Origin of the sequence: Brevibacillus sp. HB1.3 (assembly GCF_013186635.1) — a bacterium.
Taxonomy (GTDB): Bacteria; Bacillota; Bacilli; order Brevibacillales; family Brevibacillaceae; genus Brevibacillus; species Brevibacillus brevis_D.
On sequence record NZ_JABMIT010000009.1, the window covers coordinates 25,143 to 42,560 of the forward strand.

20 protein-coding genes and 1 pseudogene are annotated in these 17,418 nt (G+C 46.9%); 11 read left to right on the plus strand and 10 right to left on the minus strand.

All coding sequences use genetic code 11. From position 1 onward, the window contains the following. Window positions 1-42: 42 nt before the first annotated feature. From HPY31_RS20145 to HPY31_RS20155, 3 genes are read right to left on the minus strand one after another with little or no spacing between them, the layout of a single operon-like run. Window positions 43-969, minus strand: coding sequence for a glycine betaine ABC transporter substrate-binding protein (locus HPY31_RS20145; RefSeq protein ID WP_172142336.1), 927 nt, complete (start codon window positions 967-969; stop codon window positions 43-45). 17 nt (window positions 970-986) lie between these two features. Beyond that, a complete protein-coding gene (locus HPY31_RS20150) occupies window positions 987-1,832 on the minus strand; it encodes an ABC transporter permease (protein ID WP_016741276.1) in 846 nt (281 codons plus the stop codon). Next, a complete protein-coding gene (locus tag HPY31_RS20155) occupies window positions 1,829-3,055 on the minus strand; it encodes a quaternary amine ABC transporter ATP-binding protein (RefSeq protein ID WP_172142187.1) in 1,227 nt (408 codons plus the stop codon). The genes HPY31_RS20150 and HPY31_RS20155 overlap by 4 nt, the downstream gene beginning before the upstream one ends. A gap of 259 nt (window positions 3,056-3,314) precedes the next feature. Here HPY31_RS20155 and HPY31_RS20160 point away from each other — a divergent pair, with 259 nt between their 5' ends. The 3 genes from HPY31_RS20160 (at window position 3,315) to HPY31_RS20170 (ending at window position 5,175) form a co-directional block, all read left to right on the plus strand. Further along, a complete protein-coding gene (locus tag HPY31_RS20160) occupies window positions 3,315-3,863 on the plus strand; it encodes a GbsR/MarR family transcriptional regulator (protein ID WP_172142188.1) in 549 nt (182 codons plus the stop codon). A 214-nt stretch (window positions 3,864-4,077) separates the two neighbouring features. After that, complete coding sequence (locus HPY31_RS20165; RefSeq protein WP_172142189.1) at window positions 4,078-4,635, plus strand: cysteine hydrolase family protein; 558 nt, start codon at window positions 4,078-4,080, stop codon at window positions 4,633-4,635. Window positions 4,636-4,749: 114 nt separating this feature from the next. After that, a complete protein-coding gene (locus HPY31_RS20170; protein ID WP_172142190.1) occupies window positions 4,750-5,175 on the plus strand; it encodes an NUDIX domain-containing protein in 426 nt (141 codons plus the stop codon). Window positions 5,176-5,227: 52 nt separating this feature from the next. Here the strand turns inward: HPY31_RS20170 and HPY31_RS20175 are convergent, their stop codons facing one another. Then, window positions 5,228-5,431, minus strand: coding sequence for a YwbE family protein (locus HPY31_RS20175; protein ID WP_064202103.1), 204 nt, complete (start codon window positions 5,429-5,431; stop codon window positions 5,228-5,230). A gap of 78 nt (window positions 5,432-5,509) precedes the next feature. On the opposite strand from HPY31_RS20175, the gene HPY31_RS20180 reads away from it, so the two are divergent. From HPY31_RS20180 to HPY31_RS20210, 7 genes are all read left to right on the plus strand, one after another. Beyond that, complete coding sequence (locus HPY31_RS20180; protein ID WP_016741282.1) at window positions 5,510-5,989, plus strand: hypothetical protein; 480 nt, start codon at window positions 5,510-5,512, stop codon at window positions 5,987-5,989. Window positions 5,990-6,099: 110 nt separating this feature from the next. After that, on the plus strand, window positions 6,100-7,722 hold the full coding sequence (locus tag HPY31_RS20185; RefSeq protein ID WP_172142191.1) for a response regulator: 1,623 nt from the start codon (window positions 6,100-6,102) through the stop codon (window positions 7,720-7,722). Window positions 7,723-7,734: 12 nt separating this feature from the next. Next, entirely contained in the window at window positions 7,735-8,097 is a 363-nt protein-coding gene (locus HPY31_RS20190) for a response regulator transcription factor (RefSeq protein WP_015893307.1), read from the plus strand. Continuing rightward, the gene (locus tag HPY31_RS20195; protein WP_172142192.1) at window positions 8,094-10,982 is read left to right on the plus strand and encodes an ATP-binding protein; all 2,889 of its coding nucleotides are present in this window, start codon (window positions 8,094-8,096) and stop codon (window positions 10,980-10,982) included. The genes HPY31_RS20190 and HPY31_RS20195 overlap by 4 nt, the downstream gene beginning before the upstream one ends. A 151-nt stretch (window positions 10,983-11,133) precedes the next feature. After that, window positions 11,134-11,340 (plus strand): cold-shock protein, encoded by a 207-nt coding sequence (locus HPY31_RS20200; protein WP_016741285.1) that lies wholly within the window; start codon window positions 11,134-11,136, stop codon window positions 11,338-11,340. Between the two features lie 84 nt (window positions 11,341-11,424). Next, a complete protein-coding gene (locus HPY31_RS20205) occupies window positions 11,425-11,733 on the plus strand; it encodes a hypothetical protein (protein WP_016741286.1) in 309 nt (102 codons plus the stop codon). A 189-nt stretch (window positions 11,734-11,922) separates the two neighbouring features. Further along, window positions 11,923-12,963, plus strand: coding sequence for an acyltransferase family protein (locus HPY31_RS20210; RefSeq protein ID WP_172142193.1), 1,041 nt, complete (start codon window positions 11,923-11,925; stop codon window positions 12,961-12,963). Between the two features lie 92 nt (window positions 12,964-13,055). Here HPY31_RS20210 and HPY31_RS20215 read toward each other — a convergent pair whose 3' ends face one another. Continuing rightward, the gene (locus HPY31_RS20215) at window positions 13,056-14,198 is read right to left on the minus strand and encodes a sensor histidine kinase (protein ID WP_172142194.1); all 1,143 of its coding nucleotides are present in this window, start codon (window positions 14,196-14,198) and stop codon (window positions 13,056-13,058) included. 489 nt (window positions 14,199-14,687) lie between these two features. Here HPY31_RS20215 and HPY31_RS20220 point away from each other — a divergent pair, with 489 nt between their 5' ends. Beyond that, window positions 14,688-15,191, plus strand: coding sequence for a S4 domain-containing protein (locus tag HPY31_RS20220; protein ID WP_172142195.1), 504 nt, complete (start codon window positions 14,688-14,690; stop codon window positions 15,189-15,191). Between the two features lie 45 nt (window positions 15,192-15,236). Here HPY31_RS20220 and HPY31_RS20225 read toward each other — a convergent pair whose 3' ends face one another. From HPY31_RS20225 to HPY31_RS20235, 5 genes and pseudogenes are all read right to left on the minus strand, one after another. Then, window positions 15,237-16,073 carry an N-acetylmuramoyl-L-alanine amidase gene (locus HPY31_RS20225; protein WP_172142196.1) on the minus strand — a complete coding sequence of 279 codons (837 nt, stop codon included), beginning with the start codon at window positions 16,071-16,073 and terminating at the stop codon, window positions 15,237-15,239. Between the two features lie 6 nt (window positions 16,074-16,079). Next, entirely contained in the window at window positions 16,080-16,535 is a 456-nt protein-coding gene (locus HPY31_RS20230; protein ID WP_172142197.1) for a phage holin family protein, read from the minus strand. Window positions 16,536-16,630: 95 nt separating this feature from the next. Then, a pseudogene (locus tag HPY31_RS28910) lies at window positions 16,631-17,017 on the minus strand (hypothetical protein). 88 nt (window positions 17,018-17,105) lie between these two features. Next, on the minus strand, window positions 17,106-17,252 hold the full coding sequence (locus HPY31_RS28915; RefSeq protein ID WP_371811748.1) for a CD1375 family protein: 147 nt from the start codon (window positions 17,250-17,252) through the stop codon (window positions 17,106-17,108). After that, entirely contained in the window at window positions 17,252-17,416 is a 165-nt protein-coding gene (locus tag HPY31_RS20235; RefSeq protein WP_172142198.1) for a hypothetical protein, read from the minus strand. The genes HPY31_RS28915 and HPY31_RS20235 overlap by 1 nt, the downstream gene beginning before the upstream one ends. Between the last annotated feature and the right edge of the window lie 2 nt (window positions 17,417-17,418).

Below are 17,418 nucleotides of genomic sequence, written 5' to 3' on the forward strand. Positions count from 1 at the left end.
GGCACCGCCCCATCGTGAGCGGTGCCTTCTGTATTGGGTCTGTTACTTCTTCAAATCTTCAATGGAGTTAATCTCCATGTAGGTTGGAACAGCCAATCCCAGCTTGGTTCCTTGCAGATTCGGACCTAGATCCTCTACGTCTTTACCCAGCTTTTCCATGTAGTCTGCGTGCGTCGTTGGCAGCCAAGCTGCTACCATTCCATCCACATCGCCATTCGATACACCGACCCACATTGGGCCAGCTTCTACTTGGCTAAGCTCCACTTTGTATTTCAGCTTTTGCTCCAGGACCGTCTTCACCACGTTCGTGCTGGCGATCTCCGAATCCCACGCGACATAGGCGAGCGTCAATTTTTTACCTTCTGCAGGCTGGATGCCTTCTACCCACTTGTTGACGGTAGCCTCATTATTTTTCAGCCATTCGGCTGCTGCCTCTTCCGGCTTTTTGCCGCTCTCGATATCGAGCATCACTTTTTCCATGTCCGCAGGTGTCCACGAAAACTTGTCGAGGAACGCATACGCACTTGGTTGCTCCTCCTTCAGTCCTTTGCGCACGATGGTATGAATTTGCTCATCCTTCCCGAAAGTGCCTTTCGGGTCGTCGAGGTATTTCATTTCGAATTTGGAGAACATCCAGTGAGGTGTCCAGCCAGTCACGATAATCGGCTTTTTCTCTTTGTAGGCTTGGGTCAGAGCTGCTGTCATCGCTGCACTGGAGCCCTCCACCAGTTCCCAATCTTTCAGATCGTAGTCTTTCATGGCTTTTTCCGTCGCTTTCATCAGACCAGCGCCAGGATCGATTCCGATAATTTTATGATCCACTTGTGCTCCAACGCTATTCGGTGCAGTCGTACCCGTATTGCCCTCGGTAGACTGATTTCCCTGCGGTGTTCCCGCGTTTGAACATCCTGCCATTACCATGCTGAGTCCAAGTGCGACTGCCAGCCCTTTCAAGGCGCCTTTTTTCATTTTCATGAAAACCCCTCCTACGCGTTTTTTCTCTTTCCAACACTTTGCGTGAGACGATCCAGCAAAATCGCCAAAATAACAATGGCCAGACCCGCCTCAAAACCTTCACCGATCTTGATCTGTGTTACGGCACGATACACGTCCGCTCCCAAGCCTTTCGCTCCAATCATGGAGGCAATCACGACCATGGACAGCGCGAGCATAATGCTCTGGTTAATCCCGGCCATCATTGTCGTCTTGGCAATCGGCAGCTGTACCTTCGTTAGCTTTTGCCAGTAGGTAGAACCGAACGCTTCAGAAGCCTCGATCAGATCGGCAGGAACCTGACGAATTCCCAGGTTGGTCAGACGAATCGTCGGTGGCATCGCAAAAATGACAGAAGCGATAACCCCTGGTACTTTACCGAGTCCAAAGAAAAAGATAGCAGGAATCAAGTACACAAACGCCGGCATCGTCTGCATAAAATCAAGCAGCGGTGTGACGACCTTTTGCACAGAATCATTCTTCGCGCACCAGATACCGACGGGAATCCCGATAATCACCGAGATCAGCCCTGCCGTCAATACCAGAGCAAGTGTTTCCATTGAGTGCTCCCAATAACCCAAATTCTGAATCAGAAGAAGTCCAATGAAGGTAAAAAGAGCAATTGCCACTTTGCCAGCGCGATACGCCAACAGCGTAAACAAAATGATCAGGGCCCAAAACGGGATTCCTGTTAGAATCCACGAAAACAAGTCAACGGTTCCACCAATTCCAGCTGATAGGAAGTCGAACAAGAAGCCCAAATTCTTTTCCAGTCCATCTACAATCGTTTCTACCCAACTGTCGAGCGGCAGCTTCGGAAAAAATTGATTTTGACTCATGATGGATTCACCTGCCCCTCTTCAATCGTTGACTCTGGAGCTTGTTGATTTACTTTTCCTGCCAATCCGCCCAGGACGGCTCCTTTTACAATCACGCCCAACAGACGGTTTTGTTCCCCGATAACCGCCACAGGAATATCTGAAAACGCAACAAGGTCAAACATCTCATTGAGAAGTGTCTGCGGTCCGACTGTTGGTACCTCTGTTCGCAGCACGGATTCCAGCGACTGTCCTGCTTCCTTGGCTCCATTCACCGCGTCTGCCGTCAGCACACCCAGCAATGTTTTTCGTTTATCCACTACGTACAGACTTGATACACCGCGCTCACGCATCATTTGGAGTGCGACGCGAGGCCCTCTGTCCAGTGTGATCGTCTCTGCTCGTTTCATAACTTTTTCTGCGGACAACACCTTGGAACGATCCACATCCTCTACGAAGCGTTCTACGTATTCGTTTGCTGGATTGGTCATGATTTCTTCCGGCGAGCCGATCTGCACGATCGCACCGTCTTTCATCAGAGCGATTCGATCCCCGATCTTCAATGCTTCATCCAGGTCATGCGTAATGAAAATAATGGTCTTCTGCATGGTGCTCTGGAGTTCCAACAGCTCATCCTGCATGTCCTTGCGAATCAACGGGTCCAAGGCACTGAACGCCTCATCCATCAACAGCACATCGGGTTCATTCGCAAGTGCACGGGCCAGGCCCACACGCTGCTGCATCCCGCCACTCAGCTGATCCGGGTAGCTTGCTTCCCAGCCGCCGAGCCCGACAAGTGCGAGTGACTTTTTCGCTTTTGCCTCACGCTCGGCCTTTGGCATCCCTTGAATCTCCAGACCGTACTCCGCATTTTCAAGTACTGTCCTATGCGGGAACAAAGCGAACTTTTGAAATACCATACCCAGCTTCTTTCTTCTTACATCCTGTAACTGCTCCGTGTTCATACTGACGATATCCGTACCGTCAATCAGGATTTTGCCTTCTGTAGGTTCAATCAACCGGTTCAATAATCGAACCAAGGTCGACTTCCCGCTTCCCGAAAGCCCCATGATGACGAAAATTTCGCCTGCATGCACCTCAAAACTCGCTTGATTCACCCCAAGGGTAAGACCCGTTTCCTTCAAGATTTCTTGCTTGGTCTTCCCCTGCTTCACCTGGGACAATGCGCGTTGGGGTTGGCGTCCAAAGATTTTGGTCAAATTCTCTACTTTGATCTTGGGCATATGGTCACCTCCAACTATTACGCCCGGCATCCGGACTGTTCTTTACCCTTACAATTGTAACCAGCCATTTTTTTTACCTCAAACTGGGTGAGGCATGATAATCCGTCATTTTCAGCGTTCAGAAAAAACTTTACGTACTTTACTTCCTGTATTCTCAGTTTATCGCGTATATACTGTACAATATCTCCATTTACTTTTTTCAGTTGGAGACGTACAATTCTAGTCAGGTTACTATGATAGAGGAGCTGCTTTTTTCAAAATGGATACCAATCAGGAAAAAATCCTCGAAAAAGCTCAGGAACGCGTGATTGAAACGCTTGCTCGCAACATGGATCTATATGGAATCACCATGTCAACGGGACTGCTGTATGGCACATTGCTCTTTCAGGACAAATCAATGACACTCGATGAGATGGGCGAAGCACTGGGCATGAGCAAAACCAGTATGAGCACTGGCGTCCGCACATTGATGGACTTAAATATGGTAGAAAAGATATGGAAAAAAGGGACACGGAAGGATCATTACGAGGTCAATCTGGATTGGTACCAGAACTTCATTGACCTCTTTTCCGTGAAGTGGCGTCACGCCTGTGAACATAATGCACACGCCTTGAAAAAGTCGCTCCTTGAGCTTCGCGCGCTCCAGCAATCCGAAGAGCTTTCCGAAGAAATCAGCGAGCGTGTGGACCTCAGTATCAAGCGTATTGAAAATGGGTTGGAGTATTATCTGTGGCTGTCCCGTTTGATCGACTCCTTCGAATCCCATGATATCTTTGATTTTGTACCGAAAAAGGAAAATGAATCTTAAGAAGTACGCAGTCGAAAAAGACTTGTTCCTGACAATTGGAACGAGTCTTTTTGTGGTACAATTATCCAGAGCGAATTCACGCTCTTCTATGATGAAAGGAGTGGTCAGTTATGAAAAAGGACAGGAATCAACGTTCTTATAAAGCTGTGCGTGTACCAAACAACCAAAAAGGGGAACACCAACACTAACCCCCTTTCACCTAGGAGGAAATGGATTGATTCGAAAAACAGCTCTACTGATTATTGATGCGCAAGTAGGTATTATCGAAGGGCAACTTGGTCCTGTTTTTCAGCCGTCTATACTTGTCCAAACATTGAAAAAAGTAAGAAAAGATGCCTATAGCAAGGGTATACCTGTGCTGTACGTTCAGGATGCGGATGTCGGGGAAGTCGGATCAGACGACTTTGCCATCCACCCTGAGATCGCACCTTTACCATCAGAAACAGTGATTCAAAAACTAGCGACTGACTCGTTTCACGGAACAGACCTGCACGAAAAGCTCCAAGCACTCGGAATTAACCACCTTGTTATCACAGGCTGCAAAACCGAGTATTGTATCGACAGCGCCTGCCGCAAAGCGACCACACTTGGCTATGATGTGACGCTCGTCAAAGACGGACACTCTACGTCGGACAGTAAAGTGCTGTCTGCGGAACAAATCATCGCCCATCACAATACATGCTTGCATGGATTGGGGAATATTGAGCCATTTATATTGGTGCGGGAATCAACCGAGGATATCTTTGCTCCTACCCATGATTCTTACCGATAACGTTTTTGCTGAACTTCTCGAAACCGTCTCTTCAGGCGGTTTCTTGTTTTGTCCAGCTTACGATTTGATCTTGCTATAATAGAAGAAACGAATCTGCCTATCGAAGGAGAAACCATGTCGACTACTATCGCTATACCAAGATTGGGCGTAGGAGCTGTCATCCTCAACGACAAGAATGAAATTTTGCTGGTATTACGAAACAGAGATCCTGAGAAGAATACATGGAGCATTCCTGGGGGAAAAGTTGATCCCTATGAACAACTGGAGACGAGTGTTATCCGCGAAATCAAAGAAGAAGTCAATCTCGATGTCGAGGTAAAAGCTCTGCTGTGCACCGCAGAAACCATCCGCCCGGAAAGTGCCGAGCATTGGGTGTCGATCATTTACGAAGTCACGATTCTCGGTGGAGAAGCGCGCAATTTAGAGGAAGGCGGGGCGATTGGAGACATGCGCTGGTTTTCGCTCGATGCACTACCGTCAAATCTGGCTTGCTTCGCCGTACCAGCTATTGAGCATTTGCAGAACCGGAACCGTTCATGAAAAGCAAAACGGACAGTTGCCCATGTGGTCTGTCCGTTTTTGCTGAAGAAGATTACTCCCCTTTTCGGATGATCTCTTGCACTCTCCCCACTTGTCCATCCGTCAGACGGACCTTGATTCCATGCGGATGGGTACTGGAGTTCGTCAGGATATCCTTGACGATTCCACGGGTGCGCTTGCCTGAGCGTTGGTCCTGTTTCAATACAATCTCGACCTCAAGACCCGCTGCGATGTCTTTTCGATTTTTTCCGTTCATTTTTCCCTTCTCCTTTTTTCGTTCTATGTCCCACCTATGATATAATCTACAAACAAATCCATCTCACCGGAGGAATCCATGCTTACTTTTGAAGAAAAACTAGCGATTATTGAATCTTTTCCACAACTGACTCGGAATGACGTCTCCCTGAAACGGGTTAATTTTCATTATGAGGAAAGCCTTCATGACAAAAAGACAGTGGTCTATCATCTGCATCCGAACGGCAACGGGTTTGTGTTTGCCGCGTTTTTGAAGGGCTACCAAAAAGACGACAAGGGTTATGTCAACATCCGTGATTTCTCGGCGGACGAGCTGCGCAAGGTAGTCGAGGCTTCGATCCAGTCCCTCTCTGTAAAACGTGAACCAGCTCCAAAAGCGACTGGTGAAGCTGAACAATTGGAGCAAACGTGGGTCGACAAGCAAAACCGCACGCTCTTGCTGCAACAGGAAGACGCGTTGTGGAACGTATACCACGGGATGAACCTGGAAGCTTCCTTTGAATCGTACGTAGAAGCGGAGCAGTATCTGATTGAAGAAGGATTTTCCCTTCAACAATAAGCCCTTCCTCCTCCCTGCTACATGTACCATACCAAATCGTAGACGTTTTGATCAAATGGGCGCAGGTGATCCTACCGCTTGCGCCATCCCAACACAGGGGGGCGTACAACATGATCAAGTACAGAGATGCACTTCTTACGAATATTCACAAACAGATTGAGACGTGGTATACCCAGAAGTCCCCCGTCTCTCATGAAGAGCTATATCGCTTTCTTCATTCGTTGAAGGGGACATCCGGGACAATTGGCTTGACCGACTTGTCTGATCTTTCTCAGATCCTCCTGGATCGAATGGATGACATGCCGGCCAAGGATTGGTCGCTCGGTGAATGGCGATTGTTTTTGCACGAGTTGATCAGCTTGTGTTACGAACAGAAGCCGGAACAGGAAGTTTTTATCGAGAACCCCACTCTCCAACGGGAATCCCCTTGTGAGCAACAGCCTTTGGTCCTCATCCTTGATGATGACGTCACCCTGCTTATGTATCTAAAGGAATATTTAGAAAACCACAATTGGTCTGTCATCGCAACGGTCTATCCTCATATGGCTCTCGACTATTTTCACGACATGAACCCTGACTGCTTCATTCTGGATTTGAACATCCCGGAAACGGGCGGCTTCCAAGTGATACAGACAATTAGCGAAAAAATAAAGAAGCAATATGTGCCTACGACCATTATCAGCATCGATTGCGGACGGGAGACCCGTCTGAATGCCTATCGTTTGGGCGCAGACGACGTCATGTGCAAACCGCTTGATATGGAAGAGCTGGTTGTACGCCTCGAACGCCAGCTTCGCCGGAAGCGCTGGATGAACAGCATTTTGTTTTTGGACGAGCTCACGGGTGTCAACAATCGCAATTCTTTTGTTGATACATACCAACGGCTTCTTTCTGATGCCCAACGAACCAACACCCCCTTCTCACTGGCATTTTTAGATATCGATTTTTTCAAAGGGGTCAATGATACATACGGTCATCTGATCGGGGACGAGGTGCTGACTCGATTTGCTGCTTTCATCGGGCAGAGCGCGGAAAAACAGGATGTATTATTCCGGTACGGCGGAGAGGAATTTATCCTGTTGATGCCGCGTACCACTGTACAGACAGGAAAGATACGCCTGGAACAAATGCTCTCTGCTTTTTGTTCGCTTACGTTCGATGCTCCTGAAGGAACGTTTTCTTTGAGCTTTTCCGGTGGAATCGTACAAGTAGATGATCCTCATAGACCGCATATGTATTGGGTAGAAGCTGCAGACAATGCTTTGTATGCAGCCAAAAATGCAGGGCGGCGCCGAATTGAAACCGCTCAAATCACAGAGACACATGATACCCCTAAGGTAAAACTGAAGGTCGCCATAATCGATGACGATCCGATGATTCGCGTGATGCTTGCCGATTCCATCCAAACCAGTTTTGACGGTTGGATGCACGTCGACATCCAGACTTTCGAAGAAGGAGCAGCTTTCTTTGGCTCCACCTGGCATCAGGGACAAGAGCCTTATCTGGTCATTTTAGACGGAATGATGCCACAGATGGATGGCCTCGAGGTTCTCCGGAAAATCCGGAATTTGCCGAATGCCAAGAAATATACGGTGATTATGCTAACAGGTCGTACGGAAGAGCAAGACATAGTCCGCGCGCTTCAGCTCGGAGCTGACGACTATATGACCAAGCCATTCCGCACACGCGAACTGGAGGCTCGCATCACGCGACTGGTTAAGCGAATGCTGTAAGGAGGTAGCAAGATGGCAACAATTATGCTGGCCGAAGACGAGGCCGTTCTGCGCATGTTGATTGGCGACACGCTCGAAGACGAGGGACACGAGCTCGATATCGCTTGTGATGGAGAGGAAGCCCTGCAAAAAATCGGTCAAAATGAGTACGACTTGATTATTTTAGATTATATGATGCCAAAGCTGACAGGCTTTGAAGTATTGCAGCAGCTCAAACAGATGGACGATAAAAAGGCAGTCAAGGTCCTGATCCTCTCGGCAAAAAGTCAACATGCCGAACAGGAAAAAATGCGTGAAGCTGGTGCTGATGACTTCATGCCGAAGCCCTTTAGCCCGATGGATCTCGTCCGGAAAGTGGAGGAAATGCTCGCATGACGGGGTCCTGGGCGTTTATCAGAAAAAGCATCACACGTCGCTTCATGGCGATGATGCTTCTTTTTCTTTTACTTCTGATTGCGGGGGCTGGCATCGTTCAAGATTTGAATAGCAACGCATTAACCCATTATCAGACGGAGATATACAATACCAAGGAAAAACAAAATTTGGTCGCAGACATCGCTGAGCACACGAACCAGATCTTTTTTCGCGCAAGGGGTTATTATGCTTTCTTGAGCCCATCTGAGTACAATGAGCTATTTCTTGAAAAAAAGAAGCTGGAACAGGCACTGGATAAATTTAAGAAGCTTCCGCTCAATGATGAGGAGCAAGCGCTTGTCGCTTCGATCGAATCCTTCTTCACGAACTTTTTCGCCAATGTGTTTCCTACTTTTTCGAGTTATGCAAAGAACGGAGACTTTGAATCCCTGCGAAAAGCTTCGGCCAGTGGCGTGAATCAGGAAGTGAACAACCTGCTAAAATACGCCGTGCGGTATCAGGAAGAGCACGATCAGCTTTTATATACGAAAAACCAACTACTGTTCGAAGAGTTGTCACAGCTAAGCAACTGGTTTCTTTTGTACTCGCTGTTGGTGCTGGTGATCATGGTAATAGTCACCATTCAAACTACGCGGGATATCGGCAGGCCGTTGGTTCGTCTATCCCAAAATGCTGAACAGTTCGCTAATGGCGGTACACCTCATTTGCAGGATTTGAACAGGATTGACGAAATCGGCAGGCTCTCCCGCTCCCTCGACTATTTGATCAGGCAAATTCAAGCCAAAGAAGAAGTACTCATGGCGCAAAACGAAGAGCTGCAAGCCCAGCAGGATGAACTGATGATGCAGCAAGAAGAGTTAACAGAAGCATTGGGCAAGATGGAGGAAAACGAACGGTATTTGGAAAAGAAAAACCGTTTCATCCTCTCTTTGTCGAATACGTTGGATAAAAGCGAGCTATTGTCCAGTATCATTCGCAATATAACTGAAGTCCTGGATGCCGATAAAGGCGTTATCGTCATGTTGAACACGGACAGGGATGCAGCTAGCTTTGGCGTTTCCCAGAACGGTCTCGAACAATTGCGCAAAGGATTGGATGATGGTCCCTTCGTGCGAATCAGGGAAACGGGCCTGCCATATGTCCTGATGCGTGAAAGCACTGACGCTGAGCGCGGCTACACAGAGGAAAAGTCACAAACATTTGAGCTTTACCTCCCAGTGCTAGATGCTCAGCAGACAATCGTTGCCTGTATCATCTGCTCCCGTATCGGTCGAAAATTTACGAATCAGGAGCTACAAGTCATCATCGGCATCGCCAAGCAGATTTCCTTGGCACTCGACAAGCTCGAGATGTATGAGGAGACAGAGCGACAGCGTAAAATGACGCAGGATATGCTCGATTCTGTTCAAGAAGGCATTCAGCTTATTGATCTGAGTGGGGAAACACTTCAGGTGAACTGGAATTTTTGTGAGCTCTTGTGTTACGACCATCAGCTCGCTTCGCAAGGATTTGACTTGGAACAGTTCCTTTCCCATCTACAGAGTCGAACCTCTGAGCCTGATCGGCTGATTCAGTATGTCAGATCTGTCGTTTTAGACGAAGGTGCCATTCCTTCAGGCAGTATTGTGTTTGAGATGACTGGACCGCAAGTACGCTATATTCAGCTCTATGCAGAGCCATTGTACCGGAACCAAGAGAAATGGAGTACCTTGCTCGTTTACCGTGACTTCACCAAGGAATACGAGATCGACCAAATGAAATCGGAATTCGTCAGTACGGTCAGCCATGAGCTGCGTACTCCTCTCGCCAGCGTACTTGGTTTTGCGGAGCTGCTGTTAACGAAAAAGCTCAAGCCCGAACGTCAACAGCGGTACATAGCGACCATTTATCAAGAAGCGACTCGCCTGACTGCACTAATCAACGATTTCTTGGATTTACAACGCATGGAATCCGGCAGACAGACGTATGAGCTAGAGAATGTTGCCATTGATAAAGTGATTCGGGATATTTTCGAACTTCATCGAGTACAGTCCCCTCTCCATCGGTTTGAACTCGATGTGCAAACGGAGCAAACCGTTGTTTATGGAGACCAAGCCAAGTTGCATCAAGTATTTTTGAATCTGATCAGTAATGCCGTCAAATACTCCCCGCATGGTGGTCATGTCCGGGTGGATTGTCGACAAGATGGTAATCGCTTGCTCGTGGAGGTGCAGGATGAAGGGCTAGGCATTCCTTCCGAAGCCATCCCTCACTTGTTTACCAAATTTTATCGCGTAGATAACTCGGATCGTCGCGAGATCGGCGGTACAGGATTGGGGCTCGCCATTGTTCAGGAAATCGTCCATATGCATCATGGAGAAGTTTCCGTTATTTCCGAATCGGGCAAGGGTAGTACATTTACGGTTACTCTTCCACTGGCTGAGCACGCTTTGTCCCCTGGCTATCCAGAGGGAAGTGAGGAGGCTGTTTCTCCAACTGGTCAATCCAAAGGAACCGTTGTGATCGTCGAGGACGATTTGAACTTAACCGAGCTGCTGCGTCATGAGTTAACATGCTCTGGATTCAGCGTTAATTCCTTCTCTACGGCGTCTGAGGCAGTAGCAGCAATCGAGGGGCTGCGACCGGATGCTGTCGTGCTTGACCTTAACTTGAAGGACGGCGAGAGTGGTTGGAAGGTCATTGAGAAGATACGCAACAACCCAGATTTACGAACGATTCCGATCGTGATCTCCAGTGCTTTTGAGGAAAAGAAAAAGGCATTTGATCTGGGAGCAACCGGCTATCTGATCAAGCCTTATCATCCAGATACCTTGTCTAAAGCGATTTTACTGGCCATCACGAATCATGAAGCAACGGGACAGATCCTCATTCCCGACGAACAGTAAAGAGGGTATGGACAAAAGAGGCTGCGTCAATGAAAGCGCGGCCTCTTTTTTTACCTATTACCAAAGAAAATCTTGGTATATTCATGAGCTTTCCATCACACATTAATAGAGGTTACTTTGTGCACTTTTGCCCTGCAAAGGAGGAGTTCATGTGTATTTCTCAAAAAAAGCAGTCGTTCCAATCGAAGAAGAGGAAACAGATGTATGGACGTGCAGTAACGAGGGCTGTACGTGCTGGATGAGAGATAACTTTTCCTTTGATAAGAGCCCGAGCTGCCCTTTTTGCCATGCCCGTATGGTAAAAGACACGCGCATGCTACCGGTCCTAACCAATCACAGCAGCAAACGGAACTCTTGAGTCCTTCTTTTCTTTTTTCTTGCGGGTATTCTTCCTCTTCTCTACAATAGGCTCATGACGTACGAATGTTAGAGGAGTATGCCCATGAACCGAAAAGAGATGGAAGATCAAGTGATTCAAGCCTACCAGCGCGATGAGGGTATGATGATTCTCGTTTTTGCCCAATGGTGTGTGAATCACGGTCTCGATGCACGCGAATTATACCGCCGCGCTTATCCCGCTCAAGGGGAAAATACGTTACTCGCTCAAATGCTGGACAATACCGTTCCCAAAGAAGAAGCTGAGGACATTCCTGATGCGACTCTCCTCGGTGTATTGTCATTGTTTGGCAATGACGATTTGGCGTTTGTGGTCAGTGAGACCATCGATGAAATGAAAAAGAATCCGAAATAATGTATGAAAGCCATTCTCGTGCGAAAGCTACACGCGCGGGTGTGGCTTTCTTTCTTTTTATTTTTTTCCGGAATCCCCCTCCCCTGTCCAAATACGAATCAAAGAAAACTTTATTATCATAAAACCATTCACAGTTTATTGTTTGAGCGACAACGTCAGCCGACAAACGATGAAATGGAGAATATCGAAATGTATACAGATTCAAAAATCTTGAAATCTCTGTTTTACATCCAGCTCTTCTCAAGTTTTCTCGTTGTAGTCGGTCATTTCACGGCTTCTGCACTTTCGTTTACAGATCCGTTCTGGATCGTGGCCCTCAATCAGATCAGTCGTTACGGCACTGTCCTGTTGACGATCGCCACCGGTTATTTGACTGCTTATTCTTTTGAAGCCAAGAGCCCTACTGCTCGCGAGTTTTTTTCAGGGAAGCTTCTCTATATTTTTGTCCCTTATTTAGTATCTGGTATCCTGTACCATTACTTGTTGAAAAAAGGGATGCCTCATACTGCCCAAGACTTTACGAACATTGTTTTAGGCAAAACGGGTGACCATCTGTACTTTGTGTTTATGATTTGTCAGTACTACGTTTTTGCCTATCTGTTTCGTCGTGTGATCACGAAGCGTAATATTTTGTATGTCATTTGGATTCTGCTCGGTATTCAGTACGTCTACATCAACTTCATCCATCAGGGCTGGTTCGGGCTCACCACGCGTCATATGCTCCCGAGCTGGATTTTTACCCTGTACATGGGGCACGTGTTGTATTGGTACCGTGAATCGATCCTTTCCTTTTTGCGAAACAACCGCTCAATCCTGACGCTGATGACGGGTGTTTCTACTGCGGCTGCGCTGTTTTTTGTTATCTCAAACAAGCTGTATGTGGCTGTGCATTTGACTTTTGTCTTCGCCACGCTGTTGTCGTTTCTCGTGCTCATGGTCTTCTTTTTGGAACGCGTTGATCGTTTGCACATCAAGTTTCGAAAAGGGCTGACGTATTTTATTTTCTTGTTTCACTCTGCTTTTCTGATCATGTTCAAAGATTATTTATTTGCGAAATACGGCGAGGTCGCTTGGCTGTTTGAAAACACGTTGTACTCGCTGCTGTATTTGCTCCTGATTATCGGGTGTAGTTGTCTGTTGGCGCTTATGCTGGTCTGGATGGTAAACAAACTGGAGCGTATCTCCAAAAACATACGCCAAACACGCAGGCCGCTTCACGCTAGCAAATAAACAGTCACGTCTTTTTCACAAAAAAATGACCTATTCATGGTGCACGTCTGTTCTCGAGCGTGCCTTCAGGAATAGGTCGTTTTTTTATAGCGTTAGATAGGATGGCTCATCGACAGCAAGCCACTTGTACAAGTGTCGCAGGGCTTGAATTGCATGGAAAACTTCGTTTGCAGATCAGTAGATTCGCACGTAATCGTCCCTCCATGCCGCTCAATGATTTCTTTGCAAACGTATAAGCCAATTCCAGTACCGAGCTCTTTCGTCGTGAAAAACGGTTCAAAAATAACCGAGAGCAGGTCAGGTGGAATTGGCGATCCATTGTTGGAAACGGTAATCAAGGAGCTGTCAGGCGTTTGGGACACCTCAATGACGATCTCCTTATCGCCTGTTTTTTTATGTAACGCATCCAGCGCATTGGAAATGATATTGATAAACACCTGCTTCATCTCATCCTTGTAGCCTTTTAGTTGAAAGGTAGGATCGATACTGCATTGGATATCCACATTCACGTCAACAATATTCGGATAGAGGAAGGAAAGAATCTCATCAAACAATTCCCAAACACTAAAAATCTCTATTTGCTTATAGACCGCTCCCTTTTTCGAGACCAGCAAAAACTGCGAAACCCGGTAATTCAATTGCCGCAGCTCATTTTCAATAATGTCTACGTAAGGGAGGTTCGGGTAATCTTCTTTTAACAAACGCGAGAATCCCATAATGGAAGTAAGCGGATTCCGGAATTCATGGACGAAGCTGGATGCCATTTGTCCTAGAATCGTGAGCCTGTCTTTGTGAGAACGCTCGATAAATAGCTTTTTCTCTTCCAAATCGTTGTCTTTGAGGTCGGTGTATTTGAAAACAGCATGTACCAAAAAGACATCAAAGCATTCGTTTATTTTCAATAGGGCAGGCATTAAAGTGGCAGGCGTAAAAGGACCTTTTTGGAGAAGATCGATAACCAATTCCCGGCCCATGCACACGTTGGAAACAAAATCGCCAATGTTGGTCTCTGCCCTGTTTCGTTCATATGCGACCTTGTAAGCCAATTCTTTAATATCCTCAAGAGTGATTTCCGAACGAAAATATTCAATAACCATACGATACAGTGCTTGGCCATTCAGATGGATCAATCCCTTGTATTGATCACTGTCCGAAACGGCAATTCGTCGCTTGAATTCTTTTACGATCGCTGCCTCGTGCTCGTCCAAATATACTGCCAAGTCATCCATCGGCATCTATCCCCACTCCGAATTATAGGCAAACTCACCTTCCAGCCCATTATACTATCATTATCATTAATTAACTAAATATTTTTACTACTTTAGCAAAAAAGAATAGTAAGGGGAAAGGAGCTACTTGTCAAAACCACTCATCCTCCTGTCGTCAACAATACAATCCCCCTTGGAAACTGACCCATTATCTGGTATATTGGTGTCACGTCTATTTGGATGGAAAGGTACGGTAACTACGTATGCCAACAACTACTTTGTAATGGCCTAAAAAACTGGATAGCTTGCCCTTCGGAAAACATACGGTTTTTCGTACAGGTGCAGTCTGCCCTTTTTTCCCATTACAAAGGAACGTAACGAAATCTGTAGGTGTATATCCTAACGGAGGTTCGCTATGGGGAATCTCCGTTTTTTTGTGTTCAAAAACAGGCCTGCCCTACAGGACATCCAAATAGCAGGTGCGTTCCTTTCACTTTTTATACGAGGTGAAGGACCATGCATACCATCGAGCATACGTGGGTATTACGTGAAAATCATGAAAATCAGCCAGTACGGCGATATTGCAGCAATTGCGGGCGAACCGTTCTCTTTTTCGATACCAACGTCCGCCGCCACAACGCTAACGGCAAAAACATCTATCGCTTCGCTATCTATAAATGCGAAAAAAATCATACGTGGAATGAAAAGCTGGCCATCTACAAAGCCTTTACAGATCATCGGGAGGTGCCAGATACGGAGTTCAGTGAAGAAATCGCGCCTCTCCCTACTCTCCCCTTGCTTGAATACCAGGAAAAGGGCGTTCAGGAAGTGACGATTCATATAGAGAGTACAGAGGCCCGCTTCCGCCTCGACAAGCTGCTGTCCGAACAGATAGAAGGCTGGAGCCGCAGCCAGATTGCCCGCAAGATCAAAGACGGGCAAATTCGCCTAAATGAGCAGGAGACGAAGCCAAGTGTTGTCTTGAGTGCAGCGGATATCATTCAGATTCGGATTGGGTAAAAGTATGTATGGGAAAAGTCGCAGACGGAATCTGCGGCTTTTCTTTTATTTCTTCAATACGACTGCTTTTCGCGGCTCGTCCCACTCCACTTGCAAGCCAAGTAAGGCGGCAAGCTCTCTTGTTTTCGCAAAAGCAGTTCCCTGGTCGTTTACATAGGAGACTTCCTGTCCGTTCACGGTCACTTTTTGCGTGGAAGGCTCCCATTCCACTGCTCCACCCACTGCCTCGGCAATCATACGGATGGGTACATAGGATACATCATCGATTAGTTTGCCTGTAGAAGTAAGTGTCAGCTCAACCATGCACTTATCCACATCAGGCTGTGGTTTTTGTGGATAAGCTGTGAGAAACCTGTGGACATCCTGTTGAAATTTTGCCCATGCGTCCTTGGCTGGCATTCCCGTATAGGTTTGCGCGGTCGTATTGACGACAAAAAAGGCCGGGCAGTTTTTCCCCGTAATGTCGTAATGACGCCACAGGTGCTCGACTCCCCAGCCATGTCGCTTCAAGATATCCGCGGTCAGTGCCACTGTTTGCTCGTACATTTTCGTAAAGCTTCCATCTGCATTGACGCACATTTCAATCCCAATCGTGCAGTTGTTCGGGTAGTTGCTCAATTTGTTCAAGGCGGCCTGTGAATAAGTCTGCGCCCCGACGTGGTAGCCCATCTCGTCCTCCGGCAGGCAGCGAATGATTTGCTTGTCGTCCACGATGTAGTGGGCGCTCGCTACTGTCGTTGGTTTGTTGAAGTAGTTTCGGTTTGCGGTGGCATTTGCCCCACTGCGCTCGTTGGCCGTCCAATGGATGACGACTCCTTTTGGGGCAATTTTCTTTTTGGGACGGGAATTTACGTTGGTTAGAAGCATCTCGGTGATATTCATTGTTTACTAGGACTCCTTTCGTTTGGCACGCTCTGCCTTTGCCTTGATTTCGGCGCTGACTAATTTCTCGACGGATTTGGGCATCGGCCAGCCTGCGCGGTGGGCATTGGCGGTCAGGCTTGTCCACGTGTGGTAGATGAGGCCGAAGGTGACGCCGTAGAATAAGAAGCCTGGAGTGCCCATGACGCGGTCTAAGAGATTGGCTACTGCTGGTAGGGCCAACAGAAATAGCGTTCGCGGGATTCTTGCCAAGCCGTATTCAGACGAGTACGACTGGTCCTTTTTCGCGGCAGTTACTCCCGTGATCCAATCGAGTACAATCATGAAAAAGAACACGATCAAAATATCGAGCCGCCCAGTGCCATAGAAGTATTGAAAGATCGGGGTCAGAAATGCTCCCACTGTTGCTGCTAATCCATTTGCGGGAGTGGATACGTTTTCTAAGCTCTGCAAAAATTTCATGTGATTCTTCCTCCTCCCCCTCTAGGAATAAAAATTAGCCCCTATCAGTTAAGGGCCAGCTAATGTGATGAGGTCTTCGAAAGTACTAGAGTCGGTTACTGGGACTCAGCTTGTTGTTCTGCCTTCTGTTCTGTTGTGGATGCTTCTGTATTTGTCTCCTTGATAGACTCCCCTGCGTTTACCCATTTGGAAATATCTGTATCTCCACTGAATGGTTTTGTAATGCTAACGGTGATCGGGCTGCCACGAAATAACTCAACATTGACACCGAACTATTGCGCAGTAATAAATCCTGTGTTTACCAAGTTGTCTACCACGTCGTCACTCTACATGAACTTGTTGTCTTTGCCGGGCATCTTCATTATGAGGGTGGTTTTGGAGTAGTCGAGTGATGAATTTCTCTATCATTGAAACGATTTACCGATGAGTTGGCCTTGTGTTTTAGTGCCTTCCGCATTTGTAGTTTGAGTTTGGTTTTGAATTTGATTTCCTCTTTTTTTTGTAAAAGTAAAAGGAGCCACGTTAGCAGCTCCCAATGAAAAACGCCTTCGCTTTTATAAAAAGAAGGAGCTACGTAAGCCTAGTGGCCAAGTGTTCAGCAACAGAGCGGCGATAGGGTTCTGGGATTACTTTTTCATTTTCTGTACCTGTAGGTTCTAGTAACCATCCGTACTTTACTAGGTAGGCATAGACTGGAATCATATATTCAATCACCATTATTTTTTATCCCCTTTCAATGTTTGTATTTCTTTTTGTAAAGCTTCGACTGTTCCATGTAATGCAACGATTGCTTCAAATGCGATCTGCGCCTCTGGATTTATTTTTGGCTGTTCGCTTGCCCGTAGTTGTGCCAAATCCGTTTGTATCAAGTGTTTACCCACGG

Excerpts from the sequence above, each read along its gene's own strand:
- HPY31_RS20145 (WP_172142336.1), bottom strand. The coding sequence starts at position 969 with ATGAAAAAAGGCGCCTTGAAAGGGCTGGCAGTCGCACTTGGACTCAGC.
- HPY31_RS20150 (WP_016741276.1), bottom strand. The coding sequence starts at position 1,832 with ATGAGTCAAAATCAATTTTTTCCGAAGCTGCCGCTCGACAGTTGGGTA.
- HPY31_RS20155 (WP_172142187.1), bottom strand. The coding sequence starts at position 3,055 with ATGCCCAAGATCAAAGTAGAGAATTTGACCAAAATCTTTGGACGCCAA.
- HPY31_RS20160 (WP_172142188.1), top strand. The coding sequence starts at position 3,315 with ATGGATACCAATCAGGAAAAAATCCTCGAAAAAGCTCAGGAACGCGTG.
- HPY31_RS20170 (WP_172142190.1), top strand. The coding sequence starts at position 4,750 with ATGTCGACTACTATCGCTATACCAAGATTGGGCGTAGGAGCTGTCATC.
- HPY31_RS20175 (WP_064202103.1), bottom strand. The coding sequence starts at position 5,431 with ATGAACGGAAAAAATCGAAAAGACATCGCAGCGGGTCTTGAGGTCGAG.
- HPY31_RS20180 (WP_016741282.1), top strand. The coding sequence starts at position 5,510 with ATGCTTACTTTTGAAGAAAAACTAGCGATTATTGAATCTTTTCCACAA.
- HPY31_RS20185 (WP_172142191.1), top strand. The coding sequence starts at position 6,100 with ATGATCAAGTACAGAGATGCACTTCTTACGAATATTCACAAACAGATT.
- HPY31_RS20190 (WP_015893307.1), top strand. The coding sequence starts at position 7,735 with ATGGCAACAATTATGCTGGCCGAAGACGAGGCCGTTCTGCGCATGTTG.
- HPY31_RS20195 (WP_172142192.1), top strand. The coding sequence starts at position 8,094 with ATGACGGGGTCCTGGGCGTTTATCAGAAAAAGCATCACACGTCGCTTC.
- HPY31_RS20205 (WP_016741286.1), top strand. The coding sequence starts at position 11,425 with ATGAACCGAAAAGAGATGGAAGATCAAGTGATTCAAGCCTACCAGCGC.
- HPY31_RS20210 (WP_172142193.1), top strand. The coding sequence starts at position 11,923 with ATGTATACAGATTCAAAAATCTTGAAATCTCTGTTTTACATCCAGCTC.
- HPY31_RS20215 (WP_172142194.1), bottom strand. The coding sequence starts at position 14,198 with ATGCCGATGGATGACTTGGCAGTATATTTGGACGAGCACGAGGCAGCG.
- HPY31_RS20220 (WP_172142195.1), top strand. The coding sequence starts at position 14,688 with ATGCATACCATCGAGCATACGTGGGTATTACGTGAAAATCATGAAAAT.
- HPY31_RS20225 (WP_172142196.1), bottom strand. The coding sequence starts at position 16,073 with ATGAATATCACCGAGATGCTTCTAACCAACGTAAATTCCCGTCCCAAA.
- HPY31_RS20230 (WP_172142197.1), bottom strand. The coding sequence starts at position 16,535 with ATGAAATTTTTGCAGAGCTTAGAAAACGTATCCACTCCCGCAAATGGA.
- HPY31_RS28915 (WP_371811748.1), bottom strand. The coding sequence starts at position 17,252 with ATGGTGATTGAATATATGATTCCAGTCTATGCCTACCTAGTAAAGTAC.